This window comes from Rathayibacter rathayi (genome assembly GCF_004011095.1).
Taxonomy (GTDB): Bacteria; Actinomycetota; Actinomycetes; order Actinomycetales; family Microbacteriaceae; genus Rathayibacter; species Rathayibacter rathayi.
Genome location: NZ_CP028129.1, coordinates 2924892 through 2945253, shown reverse-complemented (window position 1 = coordinate 2945253; position 20362 = coordinate 2924892). Strand labels below are relative to the sequence as shown.

The window sequence follows — 20362 nt, the reverse complement described above, 5'->3', positions numbered from 1 at the left end:
CGGAGTCGCCACCATGCCCCACGCCCTCACGTACGGCGCCGTCCTCGCTGCGGTGCTCCTCGCCCCCGCGGCGAGCGCCGAGCCCGTCGACGTGCTCGACGTGCGCGAGCTCTCGGCGCCGGGCTCGCTCAGCGACCTCGCGCCGGGCGACCGTGCGGAGTGGGCGGTCGAGGTGACCAACACCGGGCTCGCCCCGCACGAGGTGTCGGTGGCGTTCGTGGTCGATGGCGGGATGCTGGCGCAGGATCCGCGCGACGGCCTCCAGCTGAGCGTCGAGCTCTGCGACTCGGCGTTCACCGTCGAGCAGGTGGTCGACGGCCCTCGCACGATCCAGCGCTACCTCTGCCCCACCGACGCGGTGCCCCTGGGTTCTGGGCCGGCGGCGACTCTCGGTCGGCTCGACGGCGCGCGTCCGCTGGGTCGCGGCGCCACCGCTGGCGTGCGCGTGCGCGTGCTGTTTCCGGAGTCGGCCGGCAACGAGAGGGAGCTCGCGGCGGCGGCGCTGCGGGTGACCGTGGGCACGGCGTGGGACGACGACAACCCCGGCTCCGGCACCGACTCCGGTGCCGGCTCCGGTGCTGCGGGAGGTGGCCTGGCGGTCACCGGGCGCGACCTGGGCGCCGCGCTTCTGGGCGGGATGCTCGCGCTCGGCGCGGGCACACTGCTGGCCATAGCGGGTCGACGCCACAGGAGGCGGCAGGCATGAGGATCCTCCGCGCTCTCCTCGGCGGCCTGGTCGCCCTCCTCGCCGTCGCCGGTCTCGCCGTCTTCGCCCTCTCGGCCCTGGGCCTGGTGCGCCTCGTGCCGGTGCTTTCGAACTCGATGGCGCCCGTGATGCCCGTGGGCTCCCTCGCCCTCACCCTGCCCGTCGATCAGGCCGCGGTCCGCGCCGGCGACGTGATCGTCTTCACCGACCCCGATGATCCGGGCCGCCGGGTCATCCACCGCGTCACTCTCGTCTACGCCGAGGCGGACGCGGCCGCCCTCCGCGGACGCGAGCCGGGCCAGCTGGCGCTCACCACCAAGGGCGACAACAACGAGTCGGCGGATCCCTGGATCGTCACGATCGCCGACCAGCGGATCTGGCGCGAGAGCTCCGTCGTGCCACTGCTGGGCTGGCCGAGCATCGCCCTCGCGCACCCGGAGGTGCGTTTCGCCCTCTTCGCGGCGGGCGGCGCGGTCGTCGTCGGCGCCCTCCTCCTCGCCATCTGGCGCCGCACCGAGGAGGTGCCCCGATGAGCGGCGCGCACCGCCCCCTCGACGTCGCGCCGCCGCCCGAGCCGGAACGTCCGCCCGCGGAGCACGGCCGTCACAGCGCGCGCTTGTCCTCCCGCGACCGCGGAGCCCCGCGACACTCCCCCGACGTCCGCCGCCGCGTGCTCTCCCGCGCCGGCCTGGCGAGCCTCCTGCTGGGCGCCCTCGTCCTCGGTGCGGCCGCAACCGCCTCCGCCGTCTTCCTCGACCGCGCCTCCGCGGGCGCGCGCGTCGCCTCCGGCACGGTCATCGCCGAGTTCGACGCCACCGGAGCGACGACCGTCCCGGTCCCGGTCACCGGCCTCGTCCCCGGAGGGACAGCCCGTCGCCTGCTCGACCTGACGAACGCCGGGACCATCCCGATGTCGGCCCTCCAACTCCAGACCACGACCGGCACCGACCTCTCGGATGGCCTGCAGTTCGCCCTCGAACGCTGCTCGCAGTCCTGGTCGGCCGACGCCGCCACCTGCCCCGGCACCGTGACCACCGTCGCCTCCGACCGGCCCGCTACCGCTCGCCTCGACCTGCCCGAGTCTCCCGCCTTCGCGGTCGGCGCGACCGATCACCTCCGTGTGACCCTGCGCCTGTCCGACTCGGCCCCCTCCGCCGCGCAAACCACCACCGCGCCCCTCACTATCACCGTCCTCGGCCTCCAGGGCCCCGCCCGCCACCTCTGATCGAACACCTCTGAGTCGCCCGAGATGGTCGTCGACACGCCGAAGCGGATGACCATCTCGGGCGACTCAGCGCAGCGCAGCGCAGCGCAGCGCAGCGACGGAGGAAGGTGGGTTAGCGGTAGACGCTCCACTCCTTTTTGATGATGTGGCGCTCCTCGCCGTCGACGGCGACGATCCACTCGCCGTCCTTCTTGGCCACGACCCGGCCGCGCAAGTACTGCGGCTCCCAACCGTCGGCCTTGTTGACCCACTTCACGAACCGCGCGAACCGCCCCGGCGCCACGTCGTCTCTGGACATCTCTCGACTCCCCTCGTTGTCACCGGCACGCCCATCGACCTCCGCCGAGGGGAGCTCCCCGCCCAGCGCAATGGTGGACCTCCTCGATGAAGCCTCGAAGCCGGTATTTCGACGCTAGGGCGTGCCCAGGGCAGAGGACGAGACCGTTGACTGATCGACGATCCTCTGGCAGAGGGGCATCAGGAGTCGAACAGGACGTGCGGCCGTCCGGCGTCGACGACCACGCGCGCCCGCACGCCGTACACCTCCGCGATCAGCGCCGGAGTGAGCACCTCCTCCGGTGCGCCGCCCGCCACCACGCGCCCCTCGCGCAGCACCAGCAGCTCGTCGCAGAAAAGGGCGGCGAGATTCAGATCGTGCAGCGCGACGATCGTGGTCACCGGCAGCGCCCGCACCAGTGCGAGCAGCTCCAGCTGGTGGCGGATGTCGAGGTGGTTGGTCGGTTCGTCCATCAGGAGCTCGCGCGGCTCCTGCGCGAGCGCCCGGGCGATGTGCGCGCGCTGGCGCTCGCCCCCCGAGAGCGTGTGCCAGAGGTGGTCGGCCTTCGCCCCGAGTCCCACCTGCTCGAGCGCGCGCTCGATCGCGCGCAGGTCCTCCGCCGTGTCGCCGCCGAGGAGTGAGCGGTACGGGGTGCGGCCGAGTCGGACGACATCGCGGACGGGCAGGTCCGCCTCCGTCTCGGCCTGCTGCGTCACCGTTGCGACGGCCCGGGCGACCTCGCGGCGGCGGAGCGAGCGCAGCGGCGCGCCGTCGAGGGTGACCACCCCGGCATCCGGAGCAGCCGTTCCCTGGAGCAGCCGCAGCAGCGACGACTTACCCGACCCGTTCGGGCCCAGCAGCCCGACGGTCGCGCCAGGCCCGGGGCGGAGGGAGACCCCGTCGACGACCAGGCGACCGCCCCGCCGCCAGGCCACCCGGTCGGCCTCGAGCGTCACGAGCGGCCCCTCCGCCGCAGCAGGAGCAGCATGAACACCGGCACGCCCACCAGCGCCGTGCCGACACCCACCGGCAGCGGAGTCGGCGCGAAGACGACGCGCGAGCCGGCGTCGACCCACACCAGGAAAACCGCGCCGAGCAGGATCGTCGCGGGAATCACCCGCGAGTGCCGCTGCCCGAACACCAGGCGGGCAGCGTGGGGCAGCACCAGCCCGACGAATCCGATCGCGCCGGCGATGCTGACCAGGGTCGCGGTCAGCAGGGCCGTGACCACGAGCAGGAGGAGGCGGGTGCGGCCGACGTGCACGCCCAGCGACGCGGCCACGTCCTCCCCGAAGGCGAATGCGTCGAGCGTGCGGGCCGCGGCCAGGCACACCACCGAGCCGAGCAGCACGACTCCTCCGCTCAGTGTCACGTCGTCCCAGCGCATGCCCTCGAGCGAGCCGAGCAGCCAGAACATCACGCCGCGCGTCTCGTCCGAGTCGGCGAGCGCGAACACGATCAGCGAGGTCAGCGCCGAGAACAGCTGCGTACTCGCGACTCCCGCCAGGATCACCCCCGAGGTGCCGCCCGCCGAGAAGCGAGTGAGCACCAGCACGAAACCGAAGGCGACCAGCGCGCCGACGAAGGCGCCGCCGGAGAGCCCGACCACTCCGCCGCCGACCCCGAGCACACCGACGAGCACCGCGCCGGTCGAGGCACCGGAGGAGACGCCGAGCACGAACGGGTCGGCGAGCGGATTGCGCAGCAGCGACTGCAGGATCACTCCGCACACCCCGAGCCCCGCGCCGCAGGCCGCGGCCACCAGCGCACGCGGGAGGCGCTCCTGCCAGACGATCGCGTCCTCGGCCGCACGCACCGGTACCGCGGCGAGCCCGAGGTGGTTGAGGAGGATGTCGCGGACGTTCACCAGCGACACGTCCGCCGGGCCGAGGGTCACGGCGACGCCGACCGACAGCGCCAGCGCGAGCAACCCGCCGCCGACCAGACCCGCGGCGACCAGGCGCCGCGGCGCCCGGCGGGCGAGGATCGCGGTCAGAGCGAGGCCCCGTTCGCATCCCACCAGGCGCGAATCTTGTCGAGCCCGTCGACGAAGCGGATCGAGGGGTTGAGCTCGGCGCCGTGCAGGGCGATGAAGCGTCCCTTCTGCACCGCGGGCAGGGTGCTGGTCAGCGGGTCGGAGCGGAGGAACTCGATCTTGTCGTCGAGCCGGTCGCCGGGGAAGCGGTCGCGCTGCAGGTCGCCCAGCACCAGGACGTCGGGTGCGGCCGCAACGACGCTCTCCCAGCCGGCAGCGGGCCAGTCGTCGGTGCTGTCGGCGAAGACGTTGGTCATCCCGGTCATGGTGCCGAGCATCGAGGCGAAGTTGTAGCCGCCCGCCATGTAGGGCGTCTTGGTGTCGGCGAACCAGAAGGCGACGCTCCGGCCACCGAAGTCGACTCCCTCGGTCGCGGTCGCGGCACGCGCCTTCAGCTGCGCGACTAGGGCGTCGCCGCGCTTCTGCACGTCGAACACCTCGGCGAGCTCATGGATCTCTTGGTAGAGGGAATCGACCGTGAGGGGGACGGAGCGCGTGCGGCTGCCCCCGTTCACGCTCTGTCCGCTGTCGCAGTCGGTGGGCGCGAGGTAGGAGCCGATGCCCGTCTCGGCGAGGCGCTCGCGCGAGGCGACGCCCTCGGCGGCGTAGTGGCGGCCGAAGGAGGCGGTGACGAAGTCGGGGTCGGCCCCGAGCAGCACCTCGTAGGAGGGGGCGTTGTCGGCCAGGCGCGGCACGCTCTCATTCGCGGAGGCGAGTGTGTCCAGGATCGGATCCGTCCAGGAAGCCGTGCCGACCATCCGGTCCTCGAGCCCGAGCGAGAGCAGGATCTCGGTCGAGTCCTGATCGAGCGAGACGACCCGCTGCGGGGCGGCGGTGACGGTGGTGCTCGTGCCGCAGTTGTCGAGGGTGACCGGGTAGGAGGTCGCGCCCTCGCCCGCGGCGGCCGTGCTCGAAGGATCACTCTGCTCGGAGGCACCGCAGCCGGTGAGGGCGAGCAAAGTCAGGGCGGCGAGGGCGAGGGCGGCGTGACGCCGTCTATGCGTGGACATGGATCTCCCGGAGGTCGTCGTCGTGCCGCGGCGAAGAGGACGGGACCGGGCTAAGTAAGCCTAGCCTTGCCTCATCGCGACCCGTCGATTCGCGACAGTCGGTCCGCGCCACCGTCCGCCGCTCAACTTTTCCGAAGTCGCGGGAGCCTCGGTCGACTTGCCGCGACGTCCGCGTTCTCTTACCCGCTCGGGGCGGGGGCCGTCGGGAGCCCCGGAACGCAGCGGCGCGGCCCAGTACGACGCTCGGCCCCGTGAGAACGGCCTCGACCTCGGCCTGCTCCTCGAGCCGCTCGACTTCGAGGCGCAGGATCCGGTCGATCGCGAGGATCCCGAACCGGCCCTGGGCGCGCTCGACGCTGAGAAACTGGCGCGATTCGAGGTTCGAGGCCAGCGCGTGCCGCGACCACCCCCTCATCGGGCCGGCCGGAGCACCCTGCCCCTCCGCGGCCCTCGACACCCCCAAATAGGGCAGCATTCACCCCCGAACGAGGTTCCCCTGAGAGCGCGAGAGCGCGATTCTGGACTCCGACGATCGACGGCGCTCGCGCCCCCACCGCCGGCCGCCCCGGAAGGACCCCCGTGCCCCGCCACTTCTCCCGCACCGCGCCTCCCGGCCGGCCCGCGCTGGTGCGCAAAGCCGATGCCTCCGGCTACCGCCCCGAGATCGAGGGACTGCGCGCCGTCGCAGCACTCCTGGTTGCCACGTTCCACATCTGGCTGGGCCGCGTCTCCGGAGGCGTCGACGTCTTCTTCGTCGTCGCCGGCTTTCTCACCACCCTCACCCTCCTCGGCCAGATCCGGCGCTATGGGCGGGTGCGGCCGGTCGCCTTTCTCACGCGCCTCGCCTCCCGGCTCTTCCCGGCGGCCGCGGTGGTGCTGGTCATCGTCGCGGCGCTCGGCCCGCTCCTGCTGCGCCCCTCGCAGCTGCTACAGACCTTCACCGAGGTGCTCGCGTCGACCTTCTACGTCGAGAACATCGCGCTCGCGCGGACCGGAGTGGACTACCTCGCTCAGGACGACTTCCACTCGCCGGTGCAGAACTTCTGGGCGATGTCGGTGCAGGGGCAGTTCTACCTGATCTGGCTCGGTCTGGTCCTCGTCGCGACCCTCGCCGCCGTCCTGCTGCGCCGCCGCGCGCACCTGCCGCGGATTCTGCTGGCGCTCGTCGCGGCGCTCACCCTGCTCTCGTTCGCCCTCTCGGTGGTGCTGGTCGGGGTCGATCAGCCGACCGCCTACTACAGCACCCTCGCGCGCTCGTGGGAGTTCGGCCTCGGCTCGCTCGCGGCGCTCGTGCTCCCGGGCCGCGTGCTGCCGACCGCCCTGCGCGCGGTCGCGGGCTGGCTGGGGCTGATCGGAGTCGTCTCCTGCGGATTCGTGCTCCAGGTCTCGACCGCGTTCCCCGGCGCCGCCGCACTCTGGCCGACCCTCTCGGCGGCGCTCGTGCTCGTCGCCGGCAGCGGACCCGCCCCGACACTCGGGGTCGCCCGCCTGCTCGCCGCGCGCCCGCTGGTGTGGCTCGGCGGCATCAGCTACGGCCTCTACCTCTGGCACTGGCCGATCCTGGTCTTCTGGCGCGAGAGCACCGGCGAGGACCCGGGCGCGCTCGCCGGGCTCGGGATCGTCGCCGCCGCGATCCTGCTCGCCGCCGCCTCGAAGCGCTTCCTCGAGGATCCGCTGCACCGCCGCGCCCCCGCCGAGCGCCCACGCCGCCTCCGTCCGCTCGCCCCGGCCGCCCTGCTGGCCGTCGCCGCACTGGCCGGAGTGACGGGCCTCGCCGGCACGAACGCCGCGATCGCGGCCGATCTCTCCCGCGCGCACGCCCTGCCCATCTCGACCGAGGGCTGCGTCGGAGCCGCGGCGCTCGCGAACGCCTGCCCCGACTCGTGGAGCACCAGCCTCCCCGCGGTCGATGCCTCCGAGGACGGCTCCGTGCTCAACACCGACGAGTGCAGCACCGGCAACTCGGGCATCGAACTCAAGGAGTGCCGTTTCGGCGACCCGGCCGGCCGGCGCGTGCTGCTGATCGGTAACTCGCACGCGGCGTCCTTCTTCCCCGCGCTGCGCGGGGTGGCGCAGGAGCGCGGCTGGGACCTGCACAGCTACTACAAGACGGGCTGCGTCTTCTCGACCGCCGAGCGCCGGGACGACTCGGAGTCGGCCCGACGCTCCTGCGAGGTCTGGAACACGAAACTGCAGGAGGTGCTCGCGGCCGCGGACCCGTACGAGCTCGTGGTCACGGCCTACTCCGCCAAGAAGTCGGTGTTCGTCGACACCTCGGGCACCCCCGATGAGCAGGCCGGCATCGACGGCTTCCACGAGTCGTGGGCGCCGTTGATCGCCCGCGGATCCACGGTGGTCGCGATCCGCGACAATCCGGTGCTGCCCTCGCTCTCGCTGCTGGCCTGCGCGGAGCAGCCCGGCACCGCAGCCGAATGCAGGATCCCGCTCGACGAGGCCTTCGCCGACCGCGAGTTGATGGCCGCCGCCGCCGACGGCTGGCCGGGTGCCGCCTCCGTCGACCTCACCCGCTGGTTCTGCGATGACCGGGGCTGCCCGCTCGTGATCGGCGGCGTGAAGGTGTACCGCGACCTCGGGCACCTCACCGAGACGTACGCGCGGACGCTGACCCCCTACCTCGGGGAGGCGTTGCCTCCGCTCCTCGGTTGACGTCCTCTCGCGCCCACTCCGGACACATGCAAGACTGTTTATATGAGCAGGGATCCGGGCCGCTGATGGGCCACTCGCACGCAGTTCCGGCCGGCTCCGCCGCGGCACGGCACCGGCGTCCGCTCGTGGTCGCCTTCGCGCTGACCGCGGCGTTCATGGTCGTCGAGTTCGCAGTCGGAGTCGCGACGGGCTCGCTCGCGCTGCTCTCGGATGCCGCGCACATGGGCACCGACGTGCTCGCACTGGGGATGTCGATCGCGGCGATCTCGCTCGCTGCGCGCCCCGCTGCGAGGGGCCGCACCTACGGCTCCTACCGCCTCGAAGTCCTCGCCGCCCTCGCGAACGGCCTCCTCCTGTTCGCCGTCGCCGGGTTCGTGATCGTGGAGGCGGTGCGCCGCTTCGCCGAGCCGCCCGCGGTACCCGGCGGACCCCTCCTGATCACGGCCGTCGTGGGCCTGGCGGTCAATCTGGTGAGCCTGCGGCTGCTGTCTGTCGGCGCGAAGGAGAGCATCACCCTCCGTGGAGCCTCGCTCGAGGTGCTCGGTGACGCGCTCGGCTCGGTCGGCGTGATCGTGGCGGCCGTCGTGCTGCTCACGACGGGGTGGGCGTGGGCGGATCCGATCGTCGGCGTGCTGATCGGGCTGCTGATCCTGCCGCGCACCTGGTCGCTGACGCGGCAGGCGCTGGGGATCCTGATGGAGTCGGCGCCCGCGCATGTGGACCTCGCCGCTCTCGAGCGCGACGTCTGCGCCGTCCCCGGTGTGCTGGCGCTGCACGACCTGCACGTCTGGACGATCACCTCGGGCATGGAGAGCGCCACCGGCCACGTCGTCGTCGCGCCCGACGCCGACTATCGTGCGGCGCTCGCGCGGGTGCTCACCGTCCTCCGCGAGCGCCACGGCATCGACCACGCGACCATCCAGTGCGAGCCCGAGGCCTTCCCCGAGACGACGCACCGCCCCTGAGCCGTGTCCCACACTCCACAAGTTGTCGCACTCGAGTGTCCAGTGCGACAACGTCTGGATACTCGCAGCCGCGCCGGCACCACCGCAGCCGGTAGCGCTCGCGACGGGACGGCGTCTCGGCGTCAGTGTGCGGCGTCGGCGTGCGGCGTCGATGGCGTGCGGCGGCGGGAGACGCCCAGCACGACGGCGGCCACGATGAGCCCGAGCACGAGGCCGAAGACCATCGAGACCGCCGTGTCGGCCAGCCACACGACCACCGGGCCGGCGCCCTCGGCGGCGTGCGTGACGGCGTGGACGACATCGTAGGGTCCGTGCCACACCGTCTCGGCGAGGTTCGCCACGACGAGGTGTCCACCGACCCAGAGCATCGCGAGCGTCCCGATGATGCTGATCGTGCGGAACACGGCGGGCATCGACGCGACGATCCGCGCTCCGGTGCGCCGCACGCCGCGGGACGTGTTCTTCATCAGGCGCAGGCCCACGTCGTCGATCTTGACGAGCAGGGCAACGGCGCCGTAGACCAGCACGGTCATCCCGAGCCCGACGACCAGCAGCGCACCCAGCGTGGGCCCGACGCCGAGGTCGGGGTTGAGGCCGTCGAGCGCGATCAGCATGATCTCGGTGCTCAGGATGAGGTCGGTGCGGATCGCGCCGAAGACGAGCTTCTTCTCGTCGCGCGCCGCCGCCTCGTGGCCGCCGTGCGAGACGCCGAACCACTCCAGCACCTTCTCCGCCCCCTCGAAGCAGAGGAAGGCGCCGCCGAGGATCAGCAGGTACGGCAGCACCTGCGGCGCGAACGCCGAGAGCAGCAGCGCCAGCGGGATGATGATGACGAACTTGTTAAACAGACTCCCCAGCGCGATCCGCCCAACCACCGGCAGCTCCCGCGCGGGCGTGAGGCCCTGCACGTACTGTGGCGTGACGGCCGCGTCGTCGATCACGACGCCCGCCGTCTTGGCGCTCGCCTTCAGGGCGGCGGTGAGGATGTCATCGACAATCGCGAGCAGGCCGACCGACATGTGCGACTCCTTGAGGGTCCGGGGTGAGAGGGCTCACAGTATCGCGCGCGGGAGACCGTCTCCGCTTTCTCCCGTGCGCGATCTGCAGGCGACCGTGCGATCAGCAGGAGTACCGCGCAGTGGAGCGCTCTCCGCCGCTGATAGTGCCCGCACGAACCACAGAAGTCCTGCGCTTCGCACCGCAGTGTCGGCAGCGGTCGGCTCGATCGGTCGGAAGTTCCAGACCTCAGGGCCGAAACTTCTGACCCGAGCCACTTCCGCTTCTCGTCGGCTGGACCGGTCAGAAAGATGGGGTCCGCACCCGACCAGCCTCTGGAGGCCCTTGTGTCGAACGAAGGTTCCTCACGACGCGGTCTCAATCGGCCGGCGCTGGTGAGACTTCTCTCTCGTCCGTCATCTTGGACACCACCCGAAAGAAAGCTCGAGAACCACATGTCGAAGAAAACCCACGACACCATCGTCGCCTCATCCGACTGGACCGTCCCCGCTGACGACGGCGTCCACCGCCGCACCATCGTCAAGGGCGCCGCCTGGACCGTCCCCGTCGTGGCCATGTCCATCGCCACACCGGCCGCCGCCGCATCGAACAGCCCGACGCTGGCCTTCACGCAGGCGTCCTACAGCGGCACCGCCTGCGGCACTATCAGCGGTGTCCAGGTCAAGCGCACCACCGACGGAACCACAGCAGACCCGGGCAAGACCGTCACCGTGACCCTCAAGGACGGATACACCTTCGCCGACGGGAAGACCACCCACTCTGGGACGACCGACGCCAACGGGCTCCTCTCCCTCCCCGACATCACGGTGCCGGCCGAGGGCGGGGACAGCACCTTCACGGCGACATCCACGACGCTCTCGGCCTCCGCGCCAGTGAAGGTGAAAGTAGTCGACGGATCCGCCTTCTACCGCGCGGACGGGACCACTAATTCTCGGACACACGTTCCCACGAAGTCCACTGCTGTAGGAAACGACACCTTCCTCGCTCCGGACGGATCATTGTGGCTCGGCGACGGAAAGACGGCGATCGCGACCAAGGTGAGCAAGGCCATCTCGCTTATCAATCTCCCCGATGGCGGCACCCGGGTCTCCTACGTCTCAAAGGGGGTCGCCTACTACCGCACGTCGGAGAAAACCACGGAACGCAAGCATGTGCCGAAGGACTCGACTCCTGTCGGAAACGACACATGGCTCGCTCCTGACAAGAGCCTGTGGCTCGCCGACGGCGAAAAATCCATTGCGACCGACGTCAGTAGCGCTAACTCGCTCATCAACTCCGACGGCACCACGAGAGTCACCTACATTACAGGCGGCGTGGCTCGCTACCGCACCTCGACGACGGACGTCATCCGCAGCCAGGTGCCGAAGGACTCGACTGCGGTCGGGAACGACACGTACCTCGATTCCGACGGAAACCTGTGGCTCGGCGATGGAGAAGAAGCTCTTGCGAAGAAGGTCACCAGCGCGAAGTCGCTCATCAACACTGACGGCACCACGAGAGTCACGTACGTAACGGACGGGGTGGCTCACTACAAGTCGGCGACGTCCGATGTCGCGCGCACCCATGTGCCCAAGAACTCGACTGTCGTCGGAAACGACACGTACCTCGCTCCTGACGGGTCCCTCTGGATCGGGGACTCGACAACCGCTTTCGCGAAGAACGTGACGAGCGCTGTCTCCCTGATCAACAGTAACAGCAACACCTTCGTCACCTACGAGACCAAGCCCGTCTGCAAGTAGTCCGGGTCCGAGCCGCTTGACGCAGAGAATCCGCGGCCGAGCCGCTCGAAAGCACATCAAGACTGGGCGCACCCCTGAGAAACGAGGAGTGCGCCCAGTCTTGGCGTCTCCTGCCGCTTCTCGCGATCGTTATGAGACTCTTCACGAGCGCGACCGTCGACGCATCTCCTTATTGCTGAGGCGCTAGCAGGCTGAGCTTCGCGGATGACGCTCTGTCGGTGAAGCTCTCGACAGAGCACGTCACCCCCGACGAGAGAGTGCTCTCCGCACTGCTGAACCTCAACCGGCTACTCGCCTCCTGGACCTGGCTGGTGACAACCGAGTTCGTCCGCTCCGCAGCGGGACGCACCTCCCCAGCCGGGGAGAGCACGGACCCGGTACACGGCGCCGCCCCCCCTACAGCCGAATCTCTCGGCACTCTACCCGGGACGCTGGCGGGCCCCTCTCTTGTCCGCGTCGCTCGCAGGAGCACAGTCGAGCGTCGGCGAACACGTCGACTCCAGCGTGGCCGACTACGCCACGTACACCACCGATGCCCTCCTGCAGCTGAGGCGCGAAGGGCCGTCCGGTCGACGATCGGGCGGCCCTGCCGTGCCGTTCCGCGACGGAGGCGACCGGCGGGTACGACGACGACTTCGCTGCGGATCACCCTCGGGTGTCCCCGGGGGCGGCTGGAGTGGTGGCGCCTCCGGCAAAGCGGCGGCCCATCGAGGCCTCAGCGATAACGTACGGCTTCGACCTCTGCGATCGTGCGCGGAATAGTCGGTGGGGCCAGGAACCGCTTATCGGGCCGGCGCGAGGGTGTACTGAGAACCGATCTGAGACAAGACTTGTTCGATCGGGATGTACTGCATAAAGTTCAGGTACTCCATCAGACCCGCTCTCTGGATGATGCCGTACAGTCGTCCATCCTGGCTGATGACGGGACCCCCGGAATCACCGTGGTCGAGCCCTTGAGCGTTCGTCGAGCGGGCCATCCGGCCCTCGGTGTGTCCCCAATTCGCAGGCCTACTCGCCTCCGACACCCAATTGCAATTCACCCCAGTTTCCGCCCCACTCGTGCAGAAGCGCTCCCCCGGCGCCGGGGTGCCCGGCGGTCTCATGGGCACCGCTCGTTCTCCGCCCCTCGTGCTCATGACGACCTTGCCCGTGGCACGCGGCTCCACCGCACTCCCGGCGAAGCACGACTGGATGGATCCAAAACATGCCCTCCGCGCTGGAGAGGTGTAGGGCGGGATCACAGCGAGTTCGACGTCGTTCGTCTCGGACACCCACACGACACTGCCGACGTTTTCGTGGTTCAGGCCGATATTCGAGCCGATTCCCGAGGAGCAGTGCTTGGCGAGGACGATGTATCGCGTTGCGGCCACGTATTGAGAGACAAGTGAGCCCGCCCCGACCCGAGAGAGCACTGCGCCGACCGTGCACTCATGCCCACCGGGCAGCGTCAGCGCTGTTCCGGCGACGATGGGAAAGCGGGCTCGCACCTGATCCTGTGCGCTCGCAGGGGTGGCGGAGCCGACGAGCGCGGCGACTATCATGAGGATGCTCATCAGACAGAGAGCCTTCCTCCGCGTGCGATCGGCGTGCTGAGACGTCATTGCTCTACCTTTCGTAGAAGGGACCGCCACTGCGCCTCAGCGAAAGAGAGGCATGGCGTCGGTTATCGTGAGTGGCGTCTCACTAGTCGGGATCGCGCTCGGGCGGACAAGATCGTCCATCCGGAAGACACGCGGGTGATTCCCCGGTCCGCGACGACAATAGCCCGAATCCCTTCTCACCCTCATCCTCGTCTCGTGAGTGTTCTCGCACTCTTCACCACCTGTTGACACCTCCGTGCGTCGCCATTCGAGGACAGAGGTATCCGCGTGAAGGCGCGAGAATAGTGGAGGCGCGGCGCGCCCGCATCGGAGGCCGACCTCGGGTCACCTCGGAGTCCAGCCTCCGAGTCCTGCAGATCGGACCGAGTCCTGCACATCGGACCTTAAGAGGCGGCCGGAGCCGGCCCTGTGCTCTCCCGCACCACCAGCCGGGTCGGCACCAGCGAGACCCCGGTGCGCTCCCCCGACTCGAGTTCGCGCAGCAGGATGTCGACCGAACGGCGCCCCGTGTCGCCGAAGAACTGCCGCACGGTCGTCAGCGGCGGCCAGAAGCTCGCCGACTCCTGCATGTCGTCGAAGCCGGCCACGCTCACCTCGCCCGGCACGGCGCGTCCGGCCTCGTGCAGCGCGCGCAGCACGCCGAGCGCCATCTGGTCGTTCGCGGCGAAGATCGCGGTGACCTCGGGGTCGGCGGCGAGCTGCTGGCCGAGGCGGTAGCCGGAGTCGCTGGACCAGTCGCCCACCAGCACCTCCGGCACCGGGGCGCCGCGCTCGATCAGGGTCGACTCCCACGCCTCGTGGCGGCGCTCGGCCGAGTAGGAGCGGTCGGGGCCGGCGATGTGGTGCACGGTGCGGTGGCCGAGTCCGAGCAGGTGCTCGACGGCCTGGCGGGCGCCGGAGATCTGGTCGGTGTCGACCACCGGGTACTTCTCGCCGCCCGCGGAGTCGACGACCACCACGGGCAGGTCCGGCGGGAGGACGATGTCGGCCTCGTCGAGCAGGTGCGCCTCGACGACGATGATGACGCCGTCCACCGCTTCCTCGCTCAGCCGGTGGAACGCAACTGAGACCTCGCCCTGAGTGGGGTGCGAGACGGGGATGAGGGTGATCGAGTAGCCCGCATCAGCGGCCGCGATCGCGATGGCGTCGAGGGTGCGCAGGTTGCCGAACGAGGACAGCGTGAACATGATCACGCCGATGCTGTGGAAGCGGCCCGTCCGCAGCGCCCGCGCCGCGCTGTTGGGCCGGTAGCCGAGGGCGCGCATCGCCTCGAGGACCCGCTCGCGCGTCTGGGCATCGACGTTCTGCTTGCCGTTCGACACCCGCGAGACCGTCTGGCCCGAAACGTTCGCGCGCCGGGCCACATCCGCCATCGAGACACCGCGTCGCGGCCGGCTGGTCGGGGAGGGGCGATCGGTCTCGAGTGACATGGGCTTCCCTTTATAGCGCGCCGCCGGCCGGCCGTGGGGCACCGCGCATCGAATCGCGACACCAACGCTGTCGCGGGTGGCGACGTGAACATGCCACGGTGACGCTCTGCCGTGTTGACGTGAACATGGCGGGCCCGCACCACTCCTGAACGGAACCGCCATGACGACGTCGTCTCCCCCCGTCCCGCTGAGCGAGGACGCCTCTCCGGCGTCCCCCCTCGCGGCCCCGAAGTCGCGGGCGAAGAGCGAGTGGAAGGGCCTGGCGTTCGTCGCCCCCTTCCTCGTCGTCTTCCTCCTGGTCTTCATCGCCCCGGTCGTCTCTTCGATCTCCCTCAGCCTGTTCCGCGAGCAGCTGGTGGGCGGCAACTCCTTCGTCGGCTTCGCCAACTACACCGCGATCTTCACCGATGCGAACTTCTGGGAGGGCTTCGGCCGTGTCCTGCTGTTCCTGGTCGTTCAGGTCCCCGTGATGCTCGTGCTAGCCCTCATCGCGGCCCTCGCGATCGACAGCGGACGCCTGCACGGCACCGGCTTCTTCCGCATCGTGGTCTTCCTGCCCTACGCCGTCCCCGCGGTCGTCGCGGTGCTGATGTGGGGCTTCATCTACGGCGACACCTTCGGCCTGGCCGCGAACGTCAACGACCTGCTCGGCTCCGACGTCGTCCAGCCGTTCTCGCGCGACTGGATCCTCGCCTCGATCGGCAACATCGTCACCTGGGAGTTCGTGGGCTACAACATGCTCATCTTCTACTCCGCGCTGAAGACGATTCCCGGCGAGCTCTACGAGGCGGCGGAGATCGACGGCGCCGGGCCGATGCGCGTGATCCGCTCGATCAAGCTGCCCGCTCTGCGCGGCGCGATCGTCATCGCCACGATCTTCTCGATCATCGGCAGCTTCCAGCTGTTCAACGAGCCGAACATCCTCCGGACGCTGGCGCCGAACATCATCACCACCTACTTCACCCCGAACATGTACGCCTACAACCTGTCCTTCGCCGGTCAGCAGTACAACACGTCGGCCACAGTCGCCATCGTCATGGGCGTGATCACCGCGGTAATCGCCTACGTCGTGCAGCTCCGCGGCGCGCGGAAGGAGAACTGATGGCCGTCAGCGCCGAGAACGGCGGCGGCGGTCAGTCCGTCACTACGCAGAGCGAGAACCCGGCGCTGGCCGCCGCGTTCCTGCGCTGGCTGAACAGCGACCCGGCCTCGGTCGACGTCTTCCTGCAGAGCGGTGGATTCCCCTCGACCACGGCCGACCTCGACAGCTCGGAGTTCACGGGTCAGGAATCGGAGTACTTCGGCGGCCAGAAGATCAACGAGGTGCTGACCCAGGCCTCGAAGGACGTCCGCTCCGGCTGGTCCTACCTGCCCTACCAGGTGTACGCGAACAGCGTCTTCGGCGACACCGTCGGCCAGGCCTACGCCAACGGCACCAGCCTCGACCAGGGCCTCGCCGACTGGCAGAGCACGCTCGTCCAGTACGGCAACGCCCAGGGCTTCACGGTCTCGGAGTAGCACCACTGCGCGACGCGGGGCCGGCCGGATCGCTCCGGTCGGCCCCGCGACGTTCTCACGCTCGGGCAGACCGAGTACCGATCCTGAGGGGGATCCAGATGACTACCGTTCCCGAGAGCCGCTTCGCCATCGGCGCCGACGACTTCGAACTCGATGGCCGCCCGCACCGCATCCTGTCGGGGGCGCTGCACTACTTCCGCGTCCACCCGAACCTGTGGGCCGACCGAATCCGCAAGGCCCGCCTGATGGGCCTGAACACGATCGAGACCTACATCGCCTGGAACGCGCACGAGCCACGCCGCGGCGAATGGCGCGAGGGCGCCGGGCTCGACCTGGGCCGCTTCCTCGACCTGATCGCCGCCGAGGGCATGCACGCGATCGTGCGCCCGGGCCCCTACATCTGCGCGGAGTGGGACAACGGCGCGCTCCCCGCCTGGCTGTTCCGCGACCCCGAGGTGGGCGTGCGCCGCTCGGAGCCGCGCTACCTCGCCGCGGTCAGCGACTACCTCCACCGCGTCTACTCCGTCGTCGCGCCCCGGCAAATCGACGCGGGCGGGCCCGTGGTGCTCGTGCAGATCGAGAACGAGTACGGCGCGTACGGCTCCGACAAGGAGTACCTGGCCGCCCTCGTGCGGGTGACCCGCGACTGCGGCATCACGGTGCCGCTGACCACCATCGACCAGCCGACCCCGCAGATGCTCGCCGACGGCAGCCTCCCGGGCCTGCACCTCACCGGCTCGTTCGGCTCGCGCACCCCGGAGCGCCTCGCGACGCTGCGCGAGTTCCAGCCCACCGGCCCGCTGATGTGCATGGAGTTCTGGTGCGGCTGGTTCGACGACTGGGGCACGCAGCACCACACCACGGACGCCGACGCCTCGGCCCGTGAACTGGACGCCCTGCTCGCAGCCGGCGGCTCGGTCAACATCTACATGTTCCACGGCGGCACCAACTTCGGCCTGACCAGCGGAGCGAACGACAAGGGCCGCTACGCCGCGATCACGACGAGCTACGACTACGACGCCCCGCTGGACGAAGGCGGCGACCCGACCGCCAAGTTCTGGGCGTTCCGCGACGTCATCGCGCGCTACGCGCCGGTGCCGGAGGAGGTGCCCGCGGTGCGCCCGCCAGCCCCGGCCCTCACCGCTCCGCTGGTCCCCGGACCGGGGCTGCTCGGCCTCGACTCCGCCTTCGGACCGGCCGCGCACCTGGACACTGTGGCCAGCTTCGACGACCTCGGCCACGACGACGGCTTCGTGCTGGTCACGACGACGCTCGATGGCTCCTCCGCTCCGGCCCGCCTCGTGGTGGGCGAGGAGGTGCGCGACCGCGCCTGGGTGCTGCTGGACGGCGCGCCGGTGGGCGTGCTCGCTCGCGACCACCACGAGCGCGCGCTGACGCTGCCCAGCGGACGAGGCGAGCTCGCGATCCTGGTCGAGAACCAGGGGCGGGTGAACTACGGCGCGCGCATCGGCGAGCACAAGGGCCTGATCGGAGGCGTGCGCCTGGACGGCGCGGAGCTGACCGGCTGGGCGGCGCGGCCGCTGGCGCTGGAGTGCCTGCCGGATCTCGCCGTCACCGCGTCGGCGTTCCCGGCCGGGCCGCAGCTGGCGTCCGGTTCGTTCGAACTCGACGAGCCGGCCGACCTCTACCTGGACACGCTGCACTGGGGGAAAGGCCTGGTCTGGGTGAACGGCTTCCTCCTCGGCCGCTACTGGCGCCGCGGTCCGCAGCGGACCCTAATCGTCCCCGCGCCGGAGACCCGCGCCGGGCGCAACCGCGTGGTCGTGCTGGAGCTGGAGGGCATCGCCGAGCCGGAGATCCGGCTGCGTGCGGGAGCCGAGCTGGGGCACACCGAGGTCTGACCTGCACAACGACGGCTGAGAGGGACGAGGGACGTCGCTCCGCGTTGCGCCTCCGGCTCTACCGCCGCCCGGACACCCGACACCCGAGAGAGTCCAGAAGTTGTCGCACTCGACGCCGAGTGCGACAACTTGTGGACAGTGGGCACCTGGTCCGGGCCGGGCAGAGGCACGGGTACCGCGGCTCAGGGCAGCCAGGAGAGCGTGCCGCCGTGGGCGGCGGCGCTCGCGAGCGGCATGCCGTCGGCGGCGAGGAGGAACGGGGTCGGGACGGGAGCGACGCGGCCCCCGCGCACGGCCACCAGATGCGGGAGCAGCGCCTCCGCCTCGAGCGTCACCAGGCTCGCGCCCCGCTCGGCGACCGTTGCCAGCACGCTCTTCCGCGCGGCCCACGGCAGGTAAACCAGGGTCCCGAGCGACACGACCACCGTCCGCCTCGTCAGCGCTCGAGGGCGGGCGGATGATCTCCGTGCCGGTGGACGATGCGCCAGCCCTGATCGTCGAAGCGGCGGTACACATGGGTGACGCGGATCACCACAGACTTCAACTCGCCGCCGTCGAGGCGGATTTCGCCGGTCTCCTGACCGACCGTGTACGCCAGATCTCCCGCCGCGTGCACGATGTCGTAGTGCGGGCGGAGCATCCCGTCGGCGAACCGACCAGCGACCCAGTCGAGGGTCTCCTCGATCGCCGCCCGCCCGCGCTCGATCGTGCCGAAGGCGCCGAAAAGGGTGGAGTCGGTGGAGTCGGCCCAGCAACGGCGGTAGGGTTCCGGGTCGCCCGCGGCCATCGCGGCCAGGCCCGCCTCGACCGCGGCGAGGGCAGCGACGAGGTCGGCGGGCAGATCGGGCGGAGCTAGGGAGTCGTCACGCATGAGGGGACTCTAGTCAAGCCCCGAGGAGTATTCGCTGAGGTGCCCCCCGGTCGGTGGTCGCCGGTAGAACGGCCCCCTCTCCCCACCGCGTCGTGATCTGCATCACGACCTGCGCCGCCGAGACACCGTCCTGTTCCGCGAGCCACCTCTGCGTCGAGGGCGTCTCGCGGAGGGGCGCAGTGTCTCGAGGAGCCGAAGCGGTGTCGGCGGGAGGGGGCGCGGCGGTGTGCACCGGAGCCGCTCAACGCTCGGCGTAGGAAGCGCCGGGCTGAGGAGCCAGCTCGGCGAGGCCGCGTCCGTTTCGCATTGTGGATAGCGGCGCGTGCCCGTCGACGCAGAAGCGTACTTTCGGAGAACAGCCGGGGGGCGGCTCAACCGTCAGGGTCCACCGGGTGGCGGAGCAGGTGTCCGCAGAGATCGGCACGACGGCATCCGGGCCCCTCATCCCGGGAGCTCAATACTCCGGACCGGTACCCCCAAGACCGCTTCCCCCAAGACCGGTACCCCAAGACCGCTACCCGCAGACCGCTACCCCCGGCTCGACATCCTGTAATCCTCGCGACTTGGCAGCACCGTCCGACGGCGCAGACCGGGTCCGCATCCGACTCCCCACCGACTCGCGCTCCACTCCCCTCGAACCGGCACTCCCCATGCACTCCCCTCCCGGCGGCACTCGCCGGGACAGCCACCGTCGCGGCCGGCTCCGCGACACAGCACAGAACGGCGGAACATATCATGGGCGCTCTGCTCTACGGCACTCCCCCCACTTCGCACGAGATCGACGACCGGGCGCTCGCGCACCTGCAGATCGTCATGATCAACAAGTTCCGCCGCGACGAGGCGTTCGCATTCCAGCTCGACGCGTCGAGTACGAACGGCACCGGCCGTCACACGCTGTGGCTGCACCCCACCATCCCGCTGCAGTTCTCGTTCCACGGCAGCCGCATGCCCGCGATCAACTCCAGCTGGGTGCGCGCGCTGATGGAGGAGGCCAACAGCGGACGCGGCCTGCGCATCGTCGCCGAGCCGACGCAGCAGTCCGAGTCCTCCGGGCTCACTCACGCGGCCTGAGCGCGCCGTGCCTGAAGGTGACCTGGACCGTGCGGAGCCGATGGAGGTCACCGACTTCGTCGAACTCGCCGGCACGGTGCCGGACGATGCAGGTTTTGAATGCTCATCGACCATCGCCGGAGTGGGTGGTGCGCTCTGCGTGACACCGGACTCCCTGGTGCTGCGGAGCGCGGCCACCGGCGCCTCGACCCGGGTCGGCACCCACACCATCCGGTCGTGGCGGGCCACCCCGGCCGGAGCCACGTTCTCCCTCGCAGTCGAAGCCGGAGCGCGGCACACCGTGGTGCTCCTTAGCCAGTTCCAGGCCGCCACGGTCCAGGCGATGACGCGTGCCGCAGGGCCCGCGACCCGTCTATCCGTCTAGCGAA

At 70.3% G+C, this 20362-nt stretch carries 20 protein-coding genes; 11 read left to right on the top strand and 9 right to left on the bottom strand.

Annotated features, from left to right (window positions below; translation table 11 throughout):
• Positions 1–13: 13 nt before the first annotated feature.
• From C1O28_RS14215 to C1O28_RS14205, 3 genes are read left to right on the top strand one after another with little or no spacing between them, the layout of a single operon-like run.
• Positions 14–706 (top strand): sortase, encoded by a 693-nt coding sequence (locus tag C1O28_RS14215; protein WP_097166831.1) that lies wholly within the window; start codon positions 14–16, stop codon positions 704–706.
• Positions 703–1239: a signal peptidase I gene (locus tag C1O28_RS14210; RefSeq protein WP_097166830.1), complete on the top strand. Its 537-nt coding sequence runs from the start codon at positions 703–705 to the stop codon at positions 1237–1239. Before C1O28_RS14215 ends, C1O28_RS14210 begins: the two co-directional genes overlap by 4 nt.
• The gene (locus C1O28_RS14205) at positions 1236–1931 is read left to right on the top strand and encodes a peptidase (protein WP_097166829.1); all 696 of its coding nucleotides are present in this window, start codon (positions 1236–1238) and stop codon (positions 1929–1931) included. The genes C1O28_RS14210 and C1O28_RS14205 overlap by 4 nt, the downstream gene beginning before the upstream one ends.
• A 112-nt stretch (positions 1932–2043) precedes the next feature.
• Here the strand turns inward: C1O28_RS14205 and C1O28_RS14200 are convergent, their stop codons facing one another.
• The 4 genes from C1O28_RS14200 to C1O28_RS14185 all read right to left on the bottom strand — a co-directional run bounded on the left by C1O28_RS14200 (position 2044) and on the right by C1O28_RS14185 (position 5253).
• Entirely contained in the window at positions 2044–2229 is a 186-nt protein-coding gene (locus C1O28_RS14200; protein ID WP_097166828.1) for a hypothetical protein, read from the bottom strand.
• Between the two features lie 179 nt (positions 2230–2408).
• The gene (locus C1O28_RS14195) at positions 2409–3164 is read right to left on the bottom strand and encodes an ABC transporter ATP-binding protein (protein WP_097166827.1); all 756 of its coding nucleotides are present in this window, start codon (positions 3162–3164) and stop codon (positions 2409–2411) included.
• On the bottom strand, positions 3161–4228 hold the full coding sequence (locus C1O28_RS14190; RefSeq protein ID WP_097166826.1) for a FecCD family ABC transporter permease: 1068 nt from the start codon (positions 4226–4228) through the stop codon (positions 3161–3163). Before C1O28_RS14190 ends, C1O28_RS14195 begins: the two co-directional genes overlap by 4 nt.
• Positions 4201–5253 (bottom strand): ABC transporter substrate-binding protein, encoded by a 1053-nt coding sequence (locus C1O28_RS14185; protein WP_097166825.1) that lies wholly within the window; start codon positions 5251–5253, stop codon positions 4201–4203. Before C1O28_RS14185 ends, C1O28_RS14190 begins: the two co-directional genes overlap by 28 nt.
• A 579-nt stretch (positions 5254–5832) precedes the next feature.
• Between C1O28_RS14185 and C1O28_RS14180 the strand changes: the two genes are divergently transcribed.
• Both C1O28_RS14180 and C1O28_RS14175 read left to right on the top strand, forming a co-directional pair.
• Entirely contained in the window at positions 5833–7920 is a 2088-nt protein-coding gene (locus C1O28_RS14180; RefSeq protein WP_097166823.1) for an acyltransferase family protein, read from the top strand.
• A 65-nt stretch (positions 7921–7985) separates the two neighbouring features.
• The gene (locus C1O28_RS14175; RefSeq protein ID WP_097166822.1) at positions 7986–8885 is read left to right on the top strand and encodes a cation diffusion facilitator family transporter; all 900 of its coding nucleotides are present in this window, start codon (positions 7986–7988) and stop codon (positions 8883–8885) included.
• 122 nt (positions 8886–9007) lie between these two features.
• Here C1O28_RS14175 and C1O28_RS14170 read toward each other — a convergent pair whose 3' ends face one another.
• Positions 9008–9904, bottom strand: coding sequence for a DUF808 domain-containing protein (locus C1O28_RS14170; RefSeq protein WP_097166821.1), 897 nt, complete (start codon positions 9902–9904; stop codon positions 9008–9010).
• Between the two features lie 432 nt (positions 9905–10336).
• On the opposite strand from C1O28_RS14170, the gene C1O28_RS14165 reads away from it, so the two are divergent.
• Complete coding sequence (locus tag C1O28_RS14165; protein WP_097166820.1) at positions 10337–11641, top strand: hypothetical protein; 1305 nt, start codon at positions 10337–10339, stop codon at positions 11639–11641.
• Positions 11642–12423: 782 nt separating this feature from the next.
• On the opposite strand, the gene C1O28_RS14160 is transcribed toward C1O28_RS14165, so the two are convergent.
• Both C1O28_RS14160 and C1O28_RS14155 read right to left on the bottom strand, forming a co-directional pair.
• On the bottom strand, positions 12424–13194 hold the full coding sequence (locus C1O28_RS14160; RefSeq protein ID WP_127821551.1) for a chymotrypsin family serine protease: 771 nt from the start codon (positions 13192–13194) through the stop codon (positions 12424–12426).
• A 431-nt stretch (positions 13195–13625) separates the two neighbouring features.
• A complete protein-coding gene (locus C1O28_RS14155; RefSeq protein ID WP_097166818.1) occupies positions 13626–14672 on the bottom strand; it encodes a LacI family DNA-binding transcriptional regulator in 1047 nt (348 codons plus the stop codon).
• Positions 14673–14832: 160 nt separating this feature from the next.
• Between C1O28_RS14155 and C1O28_RS14150 the strand changes: the two genes are divergently transcribed.
• The 3 genes from C1O28_RS14150 to C1O28_RS14140 all read left to right on the top strand — a co-directional run bounded on the left by C1O28_RS14150 (position 14833) and on the right by C1O28_RS14140 (position 18052).
• On the top strand, positions 14833–15774 hold the full coding sequence (locus C1O28_RS14150) for a carbohydrate ABC transporter permease (RefSeq protein WP_097166817.1): 942 nt from the start codon (positions 14833–14835) through the stop codon (positions 15772–15774).
• Positions 15774–16190 carry a type 2 periplasmic-binding domain-containing protein gene (locus C1O28_RS14145; RefSeq protein WP_202129518.1) on the top strand — a complete coding sequence of 139 codons (417 nt, stop codon included), beginning with the start codon at positions 15774–15776 and terminating at the stop codon, positions 16188–16190. Before C1O28_RS14150 ends, C1O28_RS14145 begins: the two co-directional genes overlap by 1 nt.
• Positions 16191–16288: 98 nt before the next feature.
• Positions 16289–18052 (top strand): glycoside hydrolase family 35 protein, encoded by a 1764-nt coding sequence (locus C1O28_RS14140; protein WP_097166816.1) that lies wholly within the window; start codon positions 16289–16291, stop codon positions 18050–18052.
• A gap of 182 nt (positions 18053–18234) precedes the next feature.
• Here the strand turns inward: C1O28_RS14140 and C1O28_RS14135 are convergent, their stop codons facing one another.
• Together C1O28_RS14135 and C1O28_RS14130 are read right to left on the bottom strand one after the other, a co-directional pair.
• Positions 18235–18471 carry a hypothetical protein gene (locus C1O28_RS14135; RefSeq protein ID WP_127821550.1) on the bottom strand — a complete coding sequence of 79 codons (237 nt, stop codon included), beginning with the start codon at positions 18469–18471 and terminating at the stop codon, positions 18235–18237.
• A gap of 17 nt (positions 18472–18488) precedes the next feature.
• Positions 18489–18923 carry a YybH family protein gene (locus C1O28_RS14130; RefSeq protein WP_097166814.1) on the bottom strand — a complete coding sequence of 145 codons (435 nt, stop codon included), beginning with the start codon at positions 18921–18923 and terminating at the stop codon, positions 18489–18491.
• 735 nt (positions 18924–19658) lie between these two features.
• On the opposite strand from C1O28_RS14130, the gene C1O28_RS14125 reads away from it, so the two are divergent.
• A complete protein-coding gene (locus tag C1O28_RS14125; RefSeq protein ID WP_097166813.1) occupies positions 19659–19994 on the top strand; it encodes a DUF7882 family protein in 336 nt (111 codons plus the stop codon).
• Positions 19995–20001: 7 nt separating this feature from the next.
• The gene (locus C1O28_RS14120) at positions 20002–20358 is read left to right on the top strand and encodes a hypothetical protein (RefSeq protein WP_127821549.1); all 357 of its coding nucleotides are present in this window, start codon (positions 20002–20004) and stop codon (positions 20356–20358) included.
• Positions 20359–20362 lie beyond the last annotated feature (4 nt).

Coding starts and splice junctions, on each gene's coding strand:
- C1O28_RS14200 (WP_097166828.1), bottom strand. CDS start 2,229: ATGTCCAGAGACGACGTGGCGCCGGGGCGGTTCGCGCGGTTCGTGAAG.
- C1O28_RS14170 (WP_097166821.1), bottom strand. CDS start 9,904: ATGTCGGTCGGCCTGCTCGCGATTGTCGATGACATCCTCACCGCCGCC.
- C1O28_RS14205 (WP_097166829.1), top strand. CDS start 1,236: ATGAGCGGCGCGCACCGCCCCCTCGACGTCGCGCCGCCGCCCGAGCCG.
- C1O28_RS14215 (WP_097166831.1), top strand. CDS start 14: ATGCCCCACGCCCTCACGTACGGCGCCGTCCTCGCTGCGGTGCTCCTC.
- C1O28_RS14150 (WP_097166817.1), top strand. CDS start 14,833: ATGACGACGTCGTCTCCCCCCGTCCCGCTGAGCGAGGACGCCTCTCCG.
- C1O28_RS14175 (WP_097166822.1), top strand. CDS start 7,986: ATGGGCCACTCGCACGCAGTTCCGGCCGGCTCCGCCGCGGCACGGCAC.
- C1O28_RS14165 (WP_097166820.1), top strand. CDS start 10,337: ATGTCGAAGAAAACCCACGACACCATCGTCGCCTCATCCGACTGGACC.
- C1O28_RS14155 (WP_097166818.1), bottom strand. CDS start 14,672: ATGTCACTCGAGACCGATCGCCCCTCCCCGACCAGCCGGCCGCGACGC.
- C1O28_RS14210 (WP_097166830.1), top strand. CDS start 703: ATGAGGATCCTCCGCGCTCTCCTCGGCGGCCTGGTCGCCCTCCTCGCC.
- C1O28_RS14160 (WP_127821551.1), bottom strand. CDS start 13,194: ATGAGCATCCTCATGATAGTCGCCGCGCTCGTCGGCTCCGCCACCCCT.
- C1O28_RS14185 (WP_097166825.1), bottom strand. CDS start 5,253: ATGTCCACGCATAGACGGCGTCACGCCGCCCTCGCCCTCGCCGCCCTG.
- C1O28_RS14145 (WP_202129518.1), top strand. CDS start 15,774: ATGGCCGTCAGCGCCGAGAACGGCGGCGGCGGTCAGTCCGTCACTACG.
- C1O28_RS14130 (WP_097166814.1), bottom strand. CDS start 18,923: ATGCGTGACGACTCCCTAGCTCCGCCCGATCTGCCCGCCGACCTCGTC.
- C1O28_RS14125 (WP_097166813.1), top strand. CDS start 19,659: ATGGGCGCTCTGCTCTACGGCACTCCCCCCACTTCGCACGAGATCGAC.
- C1O28_RS14140 (WP_097166816.1), top strand. CDS start 16,289: ATGACTACCGTTCCCGAGAGCCGCTTCGCCATCGGCGCCGACGACTTC.